Origin of the sequence: Photorhabdus aballayi, assembly GCF_026153155.1 — a bacterium.
Lineage (GTDB): Bacteria > Pseudomonadota > Gammaproteobacteria > Enterobacterales > Enterobacteriaceae > Photorhabdus > Photorhabdus luminescens.
The window spans coordinates 34,856-51,876 of sequence record NZ_JAPFCD010000027.1; the positions used below are offsets into that span (position 1 = coordinate 34,856).

General features: G+C 38.6%; 14 protein-coding genes and 1 riboswitch. Of the genes, 10 read left to right on the forward strand and 4 right to left on the reverse strand.

Translation table 11 applies throughout. The features are described from left to right. Positions 1-554: 554 nt before the first annotated feature. The 3 genes from OO184_RS14155 to OO184_RS14165 all read left to right on the forward strand — a co-directional run bounded on the left by OO184_RS14155 (position 555) and on the right by OO184_RS14165 (position 6,402). The gene (locus OO184_RS14155; RefSeq protein WP_265379743.1) at positions 555-1,448 is read left to right on the forward strand and encodes a LysR family transcriptional regulator; all 894 of its coding nucleotides are present in this window, start codon (positions 555-557) and stop codon (positions 1,446-1,448) included. 2,426 nt (positions 1,449-3,874) lie between these two features. Next, positions 3,875-5,332 (forward strand): alanine/glycine:cation symporter family protein, encoded by a 1,458-nt coding sequence (locus OO184_RS14160; RefSeq protein ID WP_265379744.1) that lies wholly within the window; start codon positions 3,875-3,877, stop codon positions 5,330-5,332. A gap of 251 nt (positions 5,333-5,583) precedes the next feature. Further along, on the forward strand, positions 5,584-6,402 hold the full coding sequence (locus OO184_RS14165; protein ID WP_265379761.1) for an N-acetylmuramoyl-L-alanine amidase: 819 nt from the start codon (positions 5,584-5,586) through the stop codon (positions 6,400-6,402). A 409-nt stretch (positions 6,403-6,811) separates the two neighbouring features. Here the strand turns inward: OO184_RS14165 and OO184_RS14170 are convergent, their stop codons facing one another. Further along, positions 6,812-7,240, reverse strand: coding sequence for a DUF805 domain-containing protein (locus OO184_RS14170; RefSeq protein ID WP_265379745.1), 429 nt, complete (start codon positions 7,238-7,240; stop codon positions 6,812-6,814). Positions 7,241-7,459: 219 nt separating this feature from the next. On the opposite strand from OO184_RS14170, the gene OO184_RS14175 reads away from it, so the two are divergent. Continuing rightward, positions 7,460-7,954, forward strand: coding sequence for a DUF2165 family protein (locus tag OO184_RS14175; protein ID WP_049581153.1), 495 nt, complete (start codon positions 7,460-7,462; stop codon positions 7,952-7,954). A gap of 2 nt (positions 7,955-7,956) precedes the next feature. Beyond that, positions 7,957-8,862: an aromatic amino acid DMT transporter YddG gene (gene yddG, locus OO184_RS14180; RefSeq protein ID WP_283256309.1), complete on the forward strand. Its 906-nt coding sequence runs from the start codon at positions 7,957-7,959 to the stop codon at positions 8,860-8,862. A 192-nt stretch (positions 8,863-9,054) separates the two neighbouring features. Here the strand turns inward: yddG and OO184_RS14185 are convergent, their stop codons facing one another. Further along, positions 9,055-9,438, reverse strand: a complete 384-nt coding sequence (locus OO184_RS14185) for a helix-turn-helix domain-containing protein (protein ID WP_049581156.1) — start codon at positions 9,436-9,438, stop codon at positions 9,055-9,057. A 315-nt stretch (positions 9,439-9,753) separates the two neighbouring features. Here OO184_RS14185 and mgrB point away from each other — a divergent pair, with 315 nt between their 5' ends. Continuing rightward, positions 9,754-9,897 (forward strand): PhoP/PhoQ regulatory lipoprotein MgrB, encoded by a 144-nt coding sequence (mgrB, locus tag OO184_RS25470; protein WP_080984968.1) that lies wholly within the window; start codon positions 9,754-9,756, stop codon positions 9,895-9,897. Positions 9,898-10,303: 406 nt separating this feature from the next. Then, positions 10,304-11,683, forward strand: coding sequence for an amino acid permease (locus OO184_RS14195; RefSeq protein WP_265379746.1), 1,380 nt, complete (start codon positions 10,304-10,306; stop codon positions 11,681-11,683). A gap of 67 nt (positions 11,684-11,750) precedes the next feature. On the opposite strand, the gene pagP is transcribed toward OO184_RS14195, so the two are convergent. Then, a complete protein-coding gene (gene pagP / locus OO184_RS14200; protein WP_265379747.1) occupies positions 11,751-12,374 on the reverse strand; it encodes a lipid IV(A) palmitoyltransferase PagP in 624 nt (207 codons plus the stop codon). Between the two features lie 588 nt (positions 12,375-12,962). On the opposite strand from pagP, the gene cspE reads away from it, so the two are divergent. The 3 genes from cspE to OO184_RS14215 all read left to right on the forward strand — a co-directional run bounded on the left by cspE (position 12,963) and on the right by OO184_RS14215 (position 14,670). Further along, entirely contained in the window at positions 12,963-13,172 is a 210-nt protein-coding gene (gene cspE / locus OO184_RS14205) for a transcription antiterminator/RNA stability regulator CspE (RefSeq protein ID WP_036781809.1), read from the forward strand. A 114-nt stretch (positions 13,173-13,286) separates the two neighbouring features. After that, a riboswitch (TPP riboswitch) is annotated at positions 13,287-13,379 on the forward strand. Between the two features lie 42 nt (positions 13,380-13,421). Continuing rightward, complete coding sequence (gene thiD / locus OO184_RS14210; RefSeq protein WP_265379748.1) at positions 13,422-14,222, forward strand: bifunctional hydroxymethylpyrimidine kinase/phosphomethylpyrimidine kinase; 801 nt, start codon at positions 13,422-13,424, stop codon at positions 14,220-14,222. A gap of 76 nt (positions 14,223-14,298) precedes the next feature. After that, the gene (locus OO184_RS14215) at positions 14,299-14,670 is read left to right on the forward strand and encodes a hypothetical protein (protein WP_265379749.1); all 372 of its coding nucleotides are present in this window, start codon (positions 14,299-14,301) and stop codon (positions 14,668-14,670) included. Positions 14,671-14,789: 119 nt separating this feature from the next. Here OO184_RS14215 and fbaB read toward each other — a convergent pair whose 3' ends face one another. Next, complete coding sequence (gene fbaB / locus OO184_RS14220; RefSeq protein ID WP_265379750.1) at positions 14,790-15,839, reverse strand: class I fructose-bisphosphate aldolase; 1,050 nt, start codon at positions 15,837-15,839, stop codon at positions 14,790-14,792. Between the last annotated feature and the right edge of the window lie 1,182 nt (positions 15,840-17,021).

The window sequence follows — 17,021 nt, forward strand, 5'->3', positions numbered from 1 at the left end:
TGTTGTCCATTATTTCTGCTTCTTTTAATTTCTTAATATGAATATTTAATACCTATCTTTCCTGGGAGTAATTAAAGAAAGAATGAGTCTTGTTTATTGTTATTGTAAATGTATTGACGTACAGTTTGGTGCTTATTCATTAAGTAAGTTAATTGATTTTAGGGGTGGAATCCAGATGGAGAACTGTTTCACAACGGTTAGATACTGCTTTTTCCACGGCTAGGCAAGCTTTGTCCGGAGATCGGTTATAGCATATTGACTAAAGGAAGTTTTATGTAATTCGGAATTGATAATATGGGCCCTGATCTAACCTACGGGACAATACCAACTTAAAGTTGAACGCCTTTAGATGATCTGAAAGAACGAATAAGGGGTGTTCAGAAAGAATAAGCATATACCCAATGGATTTCAAGATGCATCGCGACGGCAAGGGAGCGAATCCCCGGGAGCATAGATAACTATGTGACCGGGGTGAGTGAGTGCAGCCAACAAAGAGGCAACTTGAAAGATAACGGGTATAAGTCTGTTTAGCGAAAGATGGAGGTTGCATATATATGAAATTACGACATTTACGGTGTTTTGTGGCAGTAGCAGAAGAATTACATTTCGCTAGAGCTGCGGAGCGCTTGCATATAGAACAATCACCGCTATCAAGGATAATTAAAAAATTGGAAGCTGATCTTGGTACGATGTTATTCGTGCGTACCACAAGGAATATCCGGCTCACACGGGCGGGGGAAATTTTACTGGAGCAGGCTCCGCGCATCTTTTCTGTACTTGGTCAGGTTCGTGATAGTGTGAAAGCGGTTTCGGCCGGATTCTACAGTCAGCTCCGTATTGCGTTATCTGATGGCGTTACACCACCCAAATTAGCCGAATTATTAGCAAAATGTCGTGAGGACGAGCCAGGGATGGACATTCGCTTACATGAGATACCTTTAGCTCAACACATGAATGGATTACGTGACAACCTTTTTGATGTGGGATTTGCTCAATCTATGGCAGTAGGAGATGGCATTATTGCCATGCCGGCTTGGTATGATTCATTAGTGGCGGCTATTCCTGTCAGACATCCGCTTTTGGCATACAAAGTAGTGCCGTTGGATGAACTTTTGCGCTATCCATTAATCATCTGTGGTCAGGGGGCATATGAGGGATGTTTGGAGCCGGTGCTGTCCATATTCCAAAACGCAAAGTTAGCGCCATGTATATCCGAAAAGGTTGCCAGCTTTGACCTTTTGTTAACTTTAGTGGCTGCCGGGTATGGGATTGGTGTGGCGGGAGAGTCACAGATCAATTTGGCTCGGCATGGCGACGTTGCTATAAGACCATTTGCTGGTGGTATTCCTAAGCTGGCGACGTATATGCTTAGGCTTGATGCGCCGTTAACAGAAGAACTTGCCCGGTTTGAAGAAAGAGTTGTAAGTTTGTACAGTAATGTTTGTTGATCTTATTAGGGGAAAGGACCTTTTAGGGCTCTCCTCTCCTTGTGCTAATACTGATTAAAATGTTATTCGCAATCTTCTAAATTTGTAGAGAATTGCGAATTTCTGGCAAATATTTGACCATTTTTTTCCAATACTCAATGAAAGTTTTTATGCTAACCAGAGTCGGGGACTTAAGGTACCTATCTTAAGAAAGCATTGGATAATCAGCTTGGTTTGATGAGTGATAAGTAGATGTAGAAGTTAAAACTGGATAGTTAATTTAATAGCGTGTAAAAATCTTTATTGTGTGTGTATTTAGACAAAAACCGCTAACGGGAGTGTGTTCTCCCGCTGGTTTTATAACTGTAAATAGAGTACTTACTGTATAATATTTGAAGTGTTATTATTTAGTTATTGTTTTTCCTTATTAAGAATTTTTTCATACTCCTCCCAAACGACAGACAATGGTGAACTTAAACAACAAATGGATATTGAACCTCCTGATGGAGGGTGATATTCATATTTAGATCTCCCACGATAGACTCTTATAGGTAAATTGTTATCAGTGGGATTCTTCCTTTTTCTTCTTAACATCATTCATAACCTCAACGTATATTGTTTAAATTATGCATTTAGAATAAAAGTGAGATATTTATACAATATTAACTTCATAAACATATTTTTTTTGTAAAAGATAACAAATGAAAATATTAGCAGTAGATAATAAAAGATCCAGTTTTATGTTGCATATAAGAGAAGTTTTTTCACATTTTTTATAAAATAGTTTCAAAATAAAATAATATTTCATGGAAATTAAAACACAATGTTAGGTAAATGTAAAACAAAAGTTGATTTTAGCTATGCATGGTTGGGTTAAGCTTGCTGTTTTTATAGCCGAATGAAGGGGTGATTAATCATATAGCTGTCTGTTTGGAAGAATTTTAATGCTTTATATATCCTATGGATTTCAAGATGCATCGCGACGGCAAGGGAGCGAATCCCCGGGAGCATAGCTAACTATAGTGACTGGGATGAGTGAATGCAGCCAACAAAGAGGCGCCTTGAAAGATCACGGGTATAGGTATTCAAAGAGTTGATGTAACAAAATGGTAGGTGTAATTTGGGTAAACCATCTCTAACTAGTTATCACGGTGAATTGCCAACGTTGAGTCTTGCATTTTTGTGATTTACCCAAGATACCTATGCTCGTAGTATCCAGTCTCAAGGAAATTTAAAGCGGTGATATCATTGTAATAACTTTATATTTTGCAGTGTACCCGATTTTACTTAAATTCTGTTGCTCATGTGGTAAATTTTCTACAAATTTTATTGAATACTCAGTCTATCTGGTAGTTGATCAAATTTATCCTGGCGCGACTGAAAAACTTGCCGAATAAACATTATTTACCTCCAAAAGGCAATCAGAGGAGTACCTTCGATTTTTTATAAAAAAGGGTTTTATTATGTCGGTTTTATGGTCATTTCATTTTAATCTATTTGCGGAAATATTGGTCAATCATCTTATGGAAAATAGAGTAATAGTCGTGATCAAATATATATTTGAAGATATTCGGAGAATAGAAAAGTAAGTGGAAATGTCTTCGATATAATCGGATGAAGAAGCGGGGACCATTCGTTAAAAACTTTTTAATGTTAATGATAACTTAACCACAATATAGCTAAGAGAAAAATATCATTTGTTGCTTGATTGAGGAAGCTTGCAGATAAATGTCAGATATAAGCTGAGATTTTTATTAGTTTTTTGCATGTTATGTTATTTACTAGGATGATATTTCCTACGTTCGAACATATGTATTGGTATTTCATTGTGGTTTGATAAGTGAGTGTTTTATCTTTTTGATTTTTAATGTTTTATGTGATAGATGTCACTATGCGGAGTTTTCTAAATTAATGATGATTTTTTTGTTAAAGCTGATAATCTGCTCACAAAATTAATCACAATATCTTATTTTTGAATTTTTTTTCTTGATATTAATTGGTTGTTGATTTAATTAACAAGTGTTTCATTGGTAGAACTTCTTTTACTTGTGTAAGGGTTATTGTGTGAAGGCTATAGTCTCCGGTTTCATATATGTAGCTTGTGGTGAATCATAGTTTGTTGCGAATCATAGGAGGCATAGCTAAAAGTGTATGAAGTGACTGACGGGCATAATAGTCGATTGAATGGTAAATCTATTAGCTAGCAGCCAAAAACAGTACACCAAACATTCATTTAATCTGATGGATAATGTAAAAAGGTCAGTAAACATTACACATCAATTTCAAACTTGTGTTACATTCATAGTGTTTTTCTGACCAGTATCTCTCTGTTTTTCTATACAGCATTGTGTTACTTGTTAATTATAAAGGCATATTAAGCACAATGAATTCTGCCGGATACGATTTTGTGGTCAGACTGGGTTTACTAATTTAAGGGGAAAAATATCTTGACGGAACTAATTAGCTTTTTTAACAGTATCCTTTGGGGCTCCGTGTTGATTTATCTTCTTCTTGGGGCGGGTATTTACTTCACTATACGTACAGGTTTTATACAGATTCGCCATTTTGGGCACATGTTTTCAGTATTGAAAAACAGTAAAAAATCTGACAGCGCAGGTATTTCATCATTCCAGGCTCTGTGTACCAGCTTAGCTGCACGGGTTGGTACCGGTAACCTTACTGGCGTGGCAATAGCCTTAACGGCTGGTGGGCCTGGCGCCATTTTTTGGATGTGGATGGTTGCTCTGATTGGGATGGCAACCTCTTTTATTGAGAGTACACTTGCCCAGCTGTACAAGACAAAAGACGATAAGGGGAATTACCGCGGTGGTCCGGCCTACTATATGGAAAAAGGGCTTGGAGTACGCTGGATGGGCATTATGTTCTCCATATTCCTTATTATTGCTTTTGGTCTGGTATTTAATGCTGTTCAGGCAAATTCCATTGTTCAGGCTGCTGCGTTCGCATTTGATTTTAACCCTTTGTATGTCGGCATCGGTTTGGTGATTCTTAGCGGGGTCATTATTTTTGGCGGCTTGCGCTCTATTGCTCGGGTTGCAGAGTTAGTTGTCCCTTTCATGGCGATAGCTTATCTGATTCTGGCATTCTGGGTCGTCGGGCATAACTTTGAACGAATGCCGGAAGTGTTTGCATTAATTTTCAAAAGCGCGTTTGGTTTGCAGGAAGCTGTTGCAGGCACCGTTGGTTATGGTGTTGCACAGGCGATGACGCAGGGTGTTCAGCGCGGGCTGTTTTCAAATGAAGCAGGGATGGGTTCAGCGCCCAATGCGGCGGCTTCCGCTTCTCCATATCCTCCACATCCGGCATCTCAGGGTTATGTGCAAATGCTAGGTGTCTTTATGGATACTTTGGTCATCTGTAGCGCCACTGCTGTTATCATCCTGTCATCGGGTGTGCTTGATGGCAATATTTCAGGAATAAGTGGAATAGAATTGACTCAGCGGGCATTGTCTTCCGCTGTTGGTGATTGGGGATCTGAATTTATTGCATTGGCTATCTTCTTTTTCGCATTCACATCAATCATTGCAAATTATGCTTATGCTGAAAGCAATATCGTATTCCTTGAACGTAATCATACTGCCGGTTTAGTGATCTTACGTCTGGCGGCGTTGGGTATGGTGATGTTTGGTTCGTTGGCTGAATTGCCTTTAGTTTGGAAAATGGCTGATTTGTCTATGGCATTGATGGCAATTACCAATCTGACCGCTATTTTGTTGCTTTCCGGCGTCGCATTTAAACTCGCAAAAGATTATAACCAGCAAAGACGCGTTGGTAAGTTACCGACATTTGATATCAATCAGTATCCTGAAATTCAGAAAAAGGTCGAAGTGGGTATTTGGGAAGAAACTCTTGCCCGATCGAACCAATTGGCTAGCCGTAAGTGAAATGCTAGAACAAAGTATAGTTAATTACTATTTAACAACATAGCGGCTGATAGCTTTCACGTTTCATTTGTAATTCTTGCCTTATTTCCATCTAAGTTATGGGTATAAGGCATCTTTGTTTGTGTTCTATGTCAAGAGCAAAACTGAAAGTTTTATAAAAAAATCATGTAAAACATAAATTTTATTTTGTATTCATTTGATTTCTTTGTGTTATTATCTTACTTTCAATTAATAGGTGGGACAGGGAAATGATAAAGAAGATCATATTAGTTGGCTTATTTATGCTATTGGCGGGGTGTTCCAGCCTGGAAGATCGGGGTACTTACAAAGTCAATAATTCTTTTCCTTCACAAGGGCAAAATGACAGAGTAAGGTTTTTGGTGTTCCACTATACCGCTGTCGATGATAAAGATTCTTTACGTATACTCACTCAAGGCGGTGTTAGCGCTCATTATCTGATCCCATCGCTACCGGATTATGTGAGAGGAAAGCCTGTTATTCTGCAACTGGTTCCTGAAGATAAGAGAGCATGGCATGCTGGCGTCAGTGGATGGAATGGCCGGAAGGACTTGAATGATACTTCGATTGGCATTGAAATTGTTAATAAAGGATTTACGGAAATGCTACTTGAGAAAGAGTGGTATCCGTTTCATGAGCAGCAGATCGATCTATTAACGCGTTTGGCGAAAGATATTATTCAACGTTATGGTATTGAACCTATTAATGTCATTGGTCACAGTGATATTGCGCCTTTGAGAAAGTATGATCCCGGCAAACTTTTCCCTTGGAAGAGTTTGGCTGAGCAAGGTATTGGTGCATGGCCTGATGATGCAACCGTTGAGAAATATATGGCTGGTAGGAAATGGAATGATAGTGCTTCTGTTGAGTTAATTCAGAAGACATTGGCTAAATATGGCTACACCATTCCGCAAACCGGTGTACTTGATGAAGATACTCGTAAGACAATCAGTGCGTTCCAGATGCATTTCAGGCCAGATGATATCAGTGGTAATCCTGATGCACAAACTGAGTCAATAGCTTTGGCTCTGGTTGAGAAATATAAAAAATAGTTTTAGTTAGTTGTATCGCGTGGATCGTGCCATAGAAAAAACTTTATCAGAGTGATTTTTATGGCATGATTTATCTTATTAACAATTCTGTAGATTTTCATGATCCACTATTCAGATTCGTTTTCACTTTACTTTAACCCGTCATTACAGATTATCTCGCCAGTTGATGGCTAAGTAATAAAATATTCAGTGTATACCCGTCATCTTTCAAGTTGCCTCTTTGTTGGCTGCACTCACTCACCCCGGTCGCATAGTTATCTATGTTCCCGGGGATTCGCTCCTTTGCCGTCGCGATGCATCTTGAAATCCATTGGGTATATATAAATAATCGTCGCTTTATTTTATAATGACTATTACTATCTTAAGTAATAGTCAGATTAAATGAAATTTTTGCGATATGGAGAAAATATTACTTTTTATTATTGTTTCTCTTTTCTGGCAGAATAAATGCTAGGATAACTCCAATCAGACTGATAAAGGGTGAATACATTATTATTTTCTCGGAAAAATAGTTTGGTAACACGCTGCAAAGATAAATAAAAATAGAGATTAACCAACCATACAGCCCCGCGTCATTAAATCTATAAGCTGTTTTCATGATTAAATAGTAAACGGTAGCGAAGGAGCACATTGCCCATAAGCCAATCGAGATCATGTACAGCCACACTGATAACTCATATTGCATGTGGGCCGCGTAATGATTTTCTGCTAGATAACCAGAGAGAAAGATCAATATTCCTAAAATAACGGCTATTTTAATAAAGCTAATAATATAATCTTTTCTACTTGATTTTTGGCTGAAATAATTTTTTATTGCACTAACTAGAGAGTCGTCCATAAATAACAGTCATGTAAATAACAATGGAACAGATAATAACTGATCTAATGATAGTATGAATAGAAAAATATAAATCGGATATTAGATGAAAATATTTTAAACGTAACTCGATAATTAAATATGTAAGAATAAGGTGATGATTGTTAAATTGTATGGTATTTTATGTGTTTTATGATCTTTTTGGTACTTATAGCAATCTATTCTTTGGGAACTTGACAAATGATTATTCGCTTATCTAAGATTTTGATGATTTTTGCAGTAGGTTTGTTTGCTACGTTAGCTGCTTTTGGTAATATTACAGACTATGCGACTAATTTTGCATTTGTACAGCATGTATTAATGATGGATACCATTTTCCCAGATACGGCTATTACCTATCGTGCAATTCATTCACCGGCGTTACATCACATTGGCTATATTGTCATTATTTCTTTAGAAACTTTAACAGCAGTGTTATGTTGGATTGGCGGTATTCATTTACTGGCGAATTTAAAATCTAATGCTGCTGTTTTTAATAAAAAGAAGGCTATTGCGATAGCGGGTCTGACTTTGGGATTCTTGACTTGGCAGGTGGCATTTATGTCAATCGGCGGAGAATGGTTTGGGATGTGGATGTCTAAACAATGGAATGGCGTGTCTAATGCTTTCCATTTTTTTGTTACCATCATTCTGGTACTGATTTATTTGATTCAGTATGACAGAGAATTAGAATAAAGATGGGGATAGATGTGAAAACAAGGATCGAACAACACAAAGCGACCTTATACGGAATATTAGCGATTGTGTTGTGGAGTACAATCGTTGGATTAATAAGAAGTGTGAGTGAAGATTTCGGGCCTGTAGGTGGCGCAGCGCTCATTTATACTGTTGGATCAGTTTTCCTGATTCTGCTAATGGGCTTCCCAAAGATCAGTACCTTCCCCAGAGTTTATTTGTGGCTTGGTAGCTTATTATTTGTCAGTTATGAAATCTGTTTATCACTTGCATTAGGTTTTGCCAATAATCGTGCTCAAGCAATTGAATTGGGTATGGTTAACTACTTATGGCCAGGTTTTACTGTTTTATTCGCAGTGATTATTAATAAGCAAAAAGTGAACTTGTGGTTATATCTTGGTTTATTATTGTCTATTCTGGGGATTGGTTGGGTGATGAGTGGTGATAATGGTTGGTCACTCAGACAGATGGTAGAAAATATCCAGAGTAATCCATTAAGCTACGGGCTGGCTTTTGCGGGGGCAATTATTTGGGCAGTGTATTGTAACATTACAAAAATAATGTCGGCAGGTAAGAATGGCATGTCGTTGTTTTTTATCCTGACAGCGTTCGCATTATGGATTCAATATTTTTTCACATCTCCGCCTGAAATGGTGATAAGCCTACATAGTGTCAGCATATTATTGTTTGCTGGCGCGGTTATGGGGTTGGCGAATGCAGCCTGGACCGTTGCGATTATCAGAGGACATGTTGCATTATTGGCTACACTGTCTTATTTCACGCCTATCATATCTACGGCCTTTTCATCATTGCTCCTTAGCACTGCACTCTCTTTTTCATTTTGGCAAGGCGTGCTAATGGTTACCATAGGATCAATTGTCTGTTGGTTAGCGACTAAAACCAAATGATACCGGTTGAATCAAGATTAGAGCTCTCTGTCCATCTAAACCAGAAACTCAGAGAGCCTCGTTAAGGGAAGTATTGTGTCTGGTATTAAATAAAAGATCAGAACACAAAGGTTGAAGCTCTTTGCCTTTCACCGGAAAGCACGGTTGCATTTGTTGGATAATTGCCAGTTTCAATGCTCTCTGATTATCGTGTCACGAACAGTTGGTAGCGAAATGCAGAGGTAATTTAACTTCGAGCTCAATATCTGGATTCTGCCGGAAATCATAAGGCGTTATGCCATACTCTTTGCGGAACATGTAAGTGAAATGAGATTGAGAGCCGAAGCCGAAATCTAAGGCGATATCAAAAATAGGCAAAGAGCTGTTTCTTAAAAGATGAACAGCACCGGCCAGGCGTCGCTGGCGGATATATTTACCAAGAGAAATTCCAGTGACTTCCTTGAATATTTTCTGCATGTGCCAAAGCGAGTAACCGGAGTAAGTTGCCAGTTCTTCCAGGTGGATTACCCGGCCAAGGTGATTCTCAATCCATTTGCTGAGAGCGCATACAAGTGCTAAGTGATTATCCTGTGGCATTAACAATTTTGTTCTGGTTGAAAATGAAGGGAAGTATACACAACTTTTTCTACAGATGACAAAGCCTTGACATGATGATTTAGATTGTAACTGAATGTGACAATTGATTTTTTTGTTATAGTGAATAGAATCCACATGGTTAGTATTTGTTTAAATGTGTTCTGATATGTTGTTAGCATACATACTGTTACCGGTACGATTTTTTCACAATGAAAGCACAAGATGAATATTTTTCTTGTTTCATTGTTGTAAAATATCATTTTTCAACTTTATTCTTAACGTATTGCGTTCTGATCGAACTTGAAGGAAATAGAATTGGACATAAAAAAAACCATTGCAATCTTAGTATTACTTGGAATATGTCTGTTCTTGTACCTGCTAGCTTTGGATAGCTATTGTGATCAGGGGGAAAAGTTTGATTCAGGTATTTGTTCTGTGACTCGATATCTGCCTTTCTGATTAGTTGCTGATACTCATCAGCCATTTTCCCGTCATATATCTGTGCTAACATACTATCTTCAATATCCACCCTTTAAAGCTAGTGTTTTGTTTGCTTAGAATTAAGTGCCATCCTAATAGGCGTAATTGTTGCAGGCCGTTCTTATCAATGAACAGTGAACACGGACAGCGCGGAAAAACCGGAGCGTACACGTAGTACGTGAGGATGACTCGCTTCGCTTGCCCTACGGGCCGCACTAAAGTGCGTTCAAAAGCTAACGCTTTTGTTTGAGCACTGCCCAAGTTCGCTCTTTATGGCAAAGAAGGGCAAATAAAATAGCCCTATTGGGATAGGCAGTAAAGCAGATAATGGGAAGCGGTTGTTTTCCCACTTATAACAAGATAGAAGTTGCATCAAGAGGACAAGATGGCAGGACAATCGCAGCGGTCAACACTTAAACGCGGTTTAAAAAACCGGCATATTCAACTTATTGCTTTGGGGGGGGCTGTCGGGACTGGGTTGTTTCTCGGTATTGCACAAACCATAAAAATGGCAGGTCCCTCCGTAATTTTAGGGTACGCTATTGCAGGCTTTATTGCATTTCTGATTATGCGTCAGCTAGGCGAAATGGTGGTCGAGGAGCCTGTAGCGGGGTCGTTTAGTCATTTCGCGTATAAATATTGGGGGGACTTTCCCGGGTTTTTATCAGGCTGGAATTATTGGGCGATGTTTACTCTGGTTGGCATGGCTGAATTAACGGCTGTGGGAATGTACATCCACTACTGGTGGCCTGATATTCCAACCTGGGTTTCTGCAACCGTCTTTTTTGTCTTAATTAATACGGTAAATTTAATTAATGTCCGCTTATATGGCGAAACAGAATTTTGGTTTGCCATTATTAAAGTGACCGCCATTATCTGCATGATTGTGTTTGGCGCTTACCTGTTAGTCAGCGGAAATGGCGGGCCTCAGGCCAGCATTGCTAACCTTTGGCAACATGGCGGCTTTATGCCTAATGGCATCACCAGCCTTATCATGGCAATGGCTGTGATCATGTTCTCTTTTGGTGGATTGGAACTGGTGGGTATTACCGCAGCAGAAGCGGAAAATCCGCGTATCAGCATTCCTAAGGCTACCAATCAAGTGGTATACAGGATATTGATTTTCTATATCGGTTCTCTGACTGTATTGTTGTCGCTTTATCCGTGGGGCAATGTCGTTGAAGGTGAAAGTCCATTTGTGATGATTTTTCACAACCTGGATAGTTTCTGGGTAGCTAATGTTCTGAATATTGTTGTCCTAACTGCTGCATTATCTGTTTATAACAGCGGTGTGTATTGTAACAGCCGGATGTTGTACGGTTTAGCAAAACAAGGCAATGCTCCTGGGATGCTGACCAAAGTCAATGAGAGTGGCGTCCCTATCAGAGCCATTGTCATTTCTGCTTTGGCAACGTCCGTTGGTGTGCTGATTAATTATGTAATCCCGGGCAAAGCATTTGAATTATTGATGGCACTGGTGGTAACAACATTGGTGATTAATTGGGTCATGATCTGTACGGCGCATTTAAAATTTCGGGCAGAAAAAGTTAAACAGGGAATAGAGCCATCATTTAAGGCATTCTGGTATCCATTCGGTAATTATCTGTGTCTGGTTTTCCTTGCCTTTATACTTGTCATTATTTTGATGATGGATAGCATCCGTATTTCAGTCATCCTGATGCCATTCTGGGTGGGTGCGTTATGGATCGGGTTTTTAATGTCTCGTTCCCGCCGTGAAAAAATGAGAGCACAGGAGCAGGGATAACATATACCTGGATTATCGCTATAAAAATACCGGGCTGATATTACACAGCCCGGTATTTTTTATCCAGTTACCATTGCCAACGTAACCAAGCAAAGAGGACGTTACCATTATTATATGTGCCGGGAATATATGTCCCTTGCAGCGATAACCGATCATATTCTATGGAGAATAACGGTAATGGGAGTGGAATAGGGACATAATAATATTCATGACGAGCTGTAACGCTTAAAGTGAACCCTATTCCCATTCGAAAACCATCTAAATCACCGGGTATCCACATTTTCTGAAATCCATAGCCAACGATGGGTTCCAAACGGTTATGAGAATCCATAAAAGCCATTGCATAAAGGGAATGCCAATCATTGTCTTCGTCGTAACGATATTTACCATAGCCGAAACCCCAGGGCCGTTCATTATATCTATCGATCTTCTCTTTATCGTAGGTATGCCTGTTATGCCAAGTAATTACTGGCAGATAAAGTTCATTGTCGGGTGCATCCCAGGTGAGGGTGATATTATTGTTGAGTTTTTCCCATAAGCTACTTGAATTGTTGCCATAACTGCTCGGTGTGTGAGATTCAGTCGTTGCTAATGACTTATTAGCAGTATCTGCCGTTGCTGCAAACACTGTCCCAGATGAGACTAAAAGAGTAGTTGATAGGGTATAGGCTGCGGTTAAATCAAACTTCATTATTTATTGCTCCAATTTCCCGACGACATAAATTGGGAAGATCCTGTGCATCACGTAAAATATGACAAACATCTAAATTCAGGAATTCTACTCTTGCTATTTTCAATAAAAGCTAAACGAAAAATTAATATTAAGATGTGATAGGTATTAACTGGGTATATTTAATACTGATATTTTAGTCGACTAATATTGGGAATGTGTTGACTTTTTCTTTCGCCTAAACAGTAGAAATTGGTCCTATGAACATACTATGAGATATAGAAAGTCTAATAATAAGACAGGCAAAATAAATTAGTGTTATTTATGTTATCTGGGGTTTTGTTGAGTGGATAAACTGTAAGCTAATTAGGATAACCTTGGATTTTCAAATTTTTGCAGCTATGTTAAACAATAATTGTTGTTAAGAATTTTAAATATGTGCGTTAGCTCCATAGCTGATAAAAAATGGCTTGCCATCATATTAAGAATATGTGATAAATCGTTCGGGTAAACGAGGTACGGTTCTGTTAATAGCAGCAACTCGCTCTAGTTTTTATGTTACGCCGAAACGGCGAATTAGAATTAAGTGATCCAAAGGAAATTCTTAAAATGGCAAAAATCACTGGTACTGTAAAGTGGTTCAACGAATCAAAAGGTTTTGGTTTTATTACTCCTGCTGACGGCAGCAAAGATGTGTTTGTACATTTTAGCGCTATTCAGAGCGAGGGTTTTAAAACTCTGGCGGAAGGCCAAAAAGTTGAGTTTGAAATTCAGGACGGTCAGAAAGGTCCTTCTGCGGCAAACGTCACTACAGCATAACTTCTTTTTGTCGACCATTTTGGATTGACGAAGTAAATTTGTTGTCTGATTGATTTTTTACTGGCAACAATGACATACCGATATCACCCTGTTGGTTATCTGATAGGGTGTTTTTGTTTTGGCTCGGGGCGCTCTTTATTGAGCTGAGATGAACCCGTAATACCTGATCTGGATAATGCCAGCGTAGGGAAGTCATGGTGTCTTTTCCTGATACTTGCTTTTCTTTATGTCTGGTTGGAAGAGGTACCTATGATGAGAATCAATTCACTGACAATTGCCGGTACTGATCCTAGTGGCGGTGCCGGCATTCAAGCCGACCTAAAAACTTTCTCTGCACTTGGTGCTTATGGCGCTACAGTCATGACAGCGCTTGTTGCACAAAACACCTGTGGTGTGCAATCTGTTTATGATATCGATCCTACTTTTGTTGCGGCACAGCTTGAATCTGTGTTGTCAGATATCAGAATTGATAGCGCTAAGATAGGCATGTTATCTAATGCAGCCAATGTTGCTGTTGTTGCCGACGCAATAAGTCGTTATTCCGTTCCTTATGTTGTATTGGATACGGTAATGATTGCGAAAAGTGGCGATCCGTTGCTGGCGCCGGAAGCGGTTTCCGAGGTTGTTGAACAATTATTACCGAAGGTTTCGTTGATTACCCCAAATTTGCCGGAAGCCGCAGCGATATTGAAATGTTCTGTAGCAAAAACCGAAACGGACATGCAAAAACAAGGGCGTGAATTATTATCGCTAGGATGCGAAGCCGTTTTACTGAAAGGCGGACACCTTACAGAACATGAAAGCCCTGATTGGCTATTTACTGTTGAGGGAGAATGGCGTTTTACTGCGCCTAGAATCAATACGCGTCATACACATGGTACAGGGTGTACGCTCTCCGCTGCACTGGCCGCTTTGCGTCCGCGTTATTCAAATTGGCAGACAACACTGCCTGTTGCCAAATCATATCTTCAGGCGGCGTTAGAACAAGCGGATTTGTTAGATGTAGGAAAAGGGATTGGACCTGTGCACCATTTTCATCAGTGGTGGTGAGAGTAGCGGATTGGCGAACTGTGTAAAATCAGTTGATCGTTCAGGGGAGTCCATATAGGGGCATGACGACGGGTCATTGGCATTTAAGTTCCGTGTCATTGCCGCTCATCTTAAGCCTTCCGGTAAACTAATTGCGTATACCGCTGAACCTGATTGTCGATTAGAAAAAGTGAATTATGAAAATTATGGTATAAAAATTCTGAGTGAAGAGCCCGTGAAAGACACAACTCTCGTGAGAGCTGAATTTCTTACCACACCACCTAGCCCTTTCACTATGTATCATTGGAGCCGTGAACAGTATCAAGCAGCGCTCCGAAAGGCAGGGTTCAAACAATTTAGATGGCAAAAACCAATGCTGTTAAAAAGCGATATTGAGGAATATCCCCTCGGTTTTTGGGATGATTATCAACGAAATTGCCTTGATACAGTTCTTATTTGTCAGTTTTAACGAGATAATTCCCGAGATCCGCTGTTTTTCCTGCACAAATCCCCCGATGAAAATCGAGGGATTTTTTTGAATTTCCCTCTTCTGGTGACTGCTCCCCACTTTCTTCCGGACGGGTGATGTCAAGCTATAGTAACTTGCTTATCCAGATAGACATCTTGAACTGCATTAATCAGTTCAACACCTTCTTTCATGGATTTTTTGAACGCCTTACGACCGAGGATTAGCCCCATACCGCCTGCGCGTTTATTAATAACTGCGGTACGAACTGAGTCGCTCAAATCATTATTACCGGATGCGCCGCCTGAGTTAATCATACCGGCGCGGCCCATGTAGCAGTTAGCTATCTGATAACGGACCAGATCGATAGGATGATCGCTAGTCAAATTAGCGTAAACACGTTTATCAGTATGACCAAAACCAATCGCCGTATAGCCGCCGTTATTTTCGGCCATTTTCTGCTTAACGATATCAGCACCGATAGTGACTGCCAAATGATTAGCCTGGCCTGTTAGGTCCGCACTAGAGTGATAATCTACACCTTCTTTTTTGAAGGCAGGATTACGTAGGTAGGCCCACAATACCGTTACCATGCCTAATTCATGCGCCCGTTTAAAGGCGGCTGAAATTTCCTCAATTTGACGCCGTGATTCAATAGAACCGAAATAAATTGTTGCTCCAACGGCAACGGCACCCATCTCAAATGCTTGTTCGACACTGGCATATAAAGTTTGATCATATTGAGCGGGATAGCTCAGTGTTTCATTGTGGTTCAATTTAACCAGAAATGGGATCTTATGAGCATAACGACGAGAAACAGCGGATAACACGCCATAAGTAGAGGCAACACAGTTACAACCGGCTTCAATAGCCAATTCAACGATATTTTTTGGATCGAAATAGAGTGGGTTTGCTGCAAAAGAAGCGGCAGCAGAATGTTCTACGCCTTGATCCACCGGCAGAATAGATAAATAACCAGTGCCTCCAAGACGACCATGATTTAATAATGTTTGCATGGAGCGCAGAACCGTATTCGGTCGGTTATTGTCGATCATTACGCGGTCAACAAAATCGGAGCCTGGCAGATAGAGATTTTCACTCGGAATGGTACTACAACGATGTTGTAATAAACTGTCCGCGTCTTTGCCTAACAACTTAGCGATATCAGTCATGTTTTACTCCAGTTATGAAAAGATGCTATTGATTGTCATTTATCCTTTTTAGGATAACAAGTTGTATTGAGAGGGAAGTGGTAGTGGATCGCTTCAGGTGGGAGGTTAAAGAGAATTTTATTACCTGAAAAGTGGCTATTTAGTGCGAAAGTAACATTACCATTTTTTAGGGAGTATAGGGGCGAAAGAGTAAGATCTTTATGTGCTGGATTATATGTTCTCGTAATTCTTATCGTTTGCTAGCAGACAATTTTATTGGATAAGATAAGTAGGTTTATGAGATTTAATACCGATAAAGAATAAATTATTCACTGTATTTATAATGTCGATATTGATTTGGTTTTCATAAATTTAAATATAGTTAAACTCATCGTCTTTATTGATTTTGTTAATATTTTTTTTGGCCCTTATTATTCAACAATGAAATATTTTCATCATAGATTAGATATACATTATTATTTCTGTAAAATTCTAAAAAAGAAATTTATATTTTGTTTGTTTGAGATTTTTTTATCTATACAGATTATATATTATAAATTTAACTATTTCTCTTTATAAATATCAAAAAAAATGGAAATAAATTTATTGTCGTAAATTTTTATCTATGTTAGCGTCTTTTTATTTTTGAAAGAATGAATTTTTTCGTTATTGTTCTTTATTGATTTGTAATTTTCCAATGTTGTTGGAGATAATTGATAAGATTGTTGGATGATTTTAGAGCAAAAACTAATATGAATTTATCAATTGCAATAAATAACTCATTGATTAATTTTGAATTGTTTAATTTCTTTCCTAATTTAATTAACCCGTCACTGAAATCAGTTTTTATATTTTTATTTTTCTATCGCTAAACTGAACATTTTATTATATGAATTTATTACAAAGATATAATATGTTTCTCTATTATCTAAATGAGTTTTATAAGGTTATATGTTTATATTTACCTATCGCTATTGATATAAATCTCATTGGTTTTAATTATTCATATAAATAATTTTTTATTTTGTCAATTTAATTATAACTATGTTGCAATATTATATATGATAAATAACCGTTTCTAACGTCAATGTTTTTAAATCTACATAATCCTGTGAGCAACAGTCAATATGGTTATTTATTCTTTCGTAAAAGTGATAATAATTTATAATAATAATTAGGCTAAAATTTTAGTTTTGTTTTTTA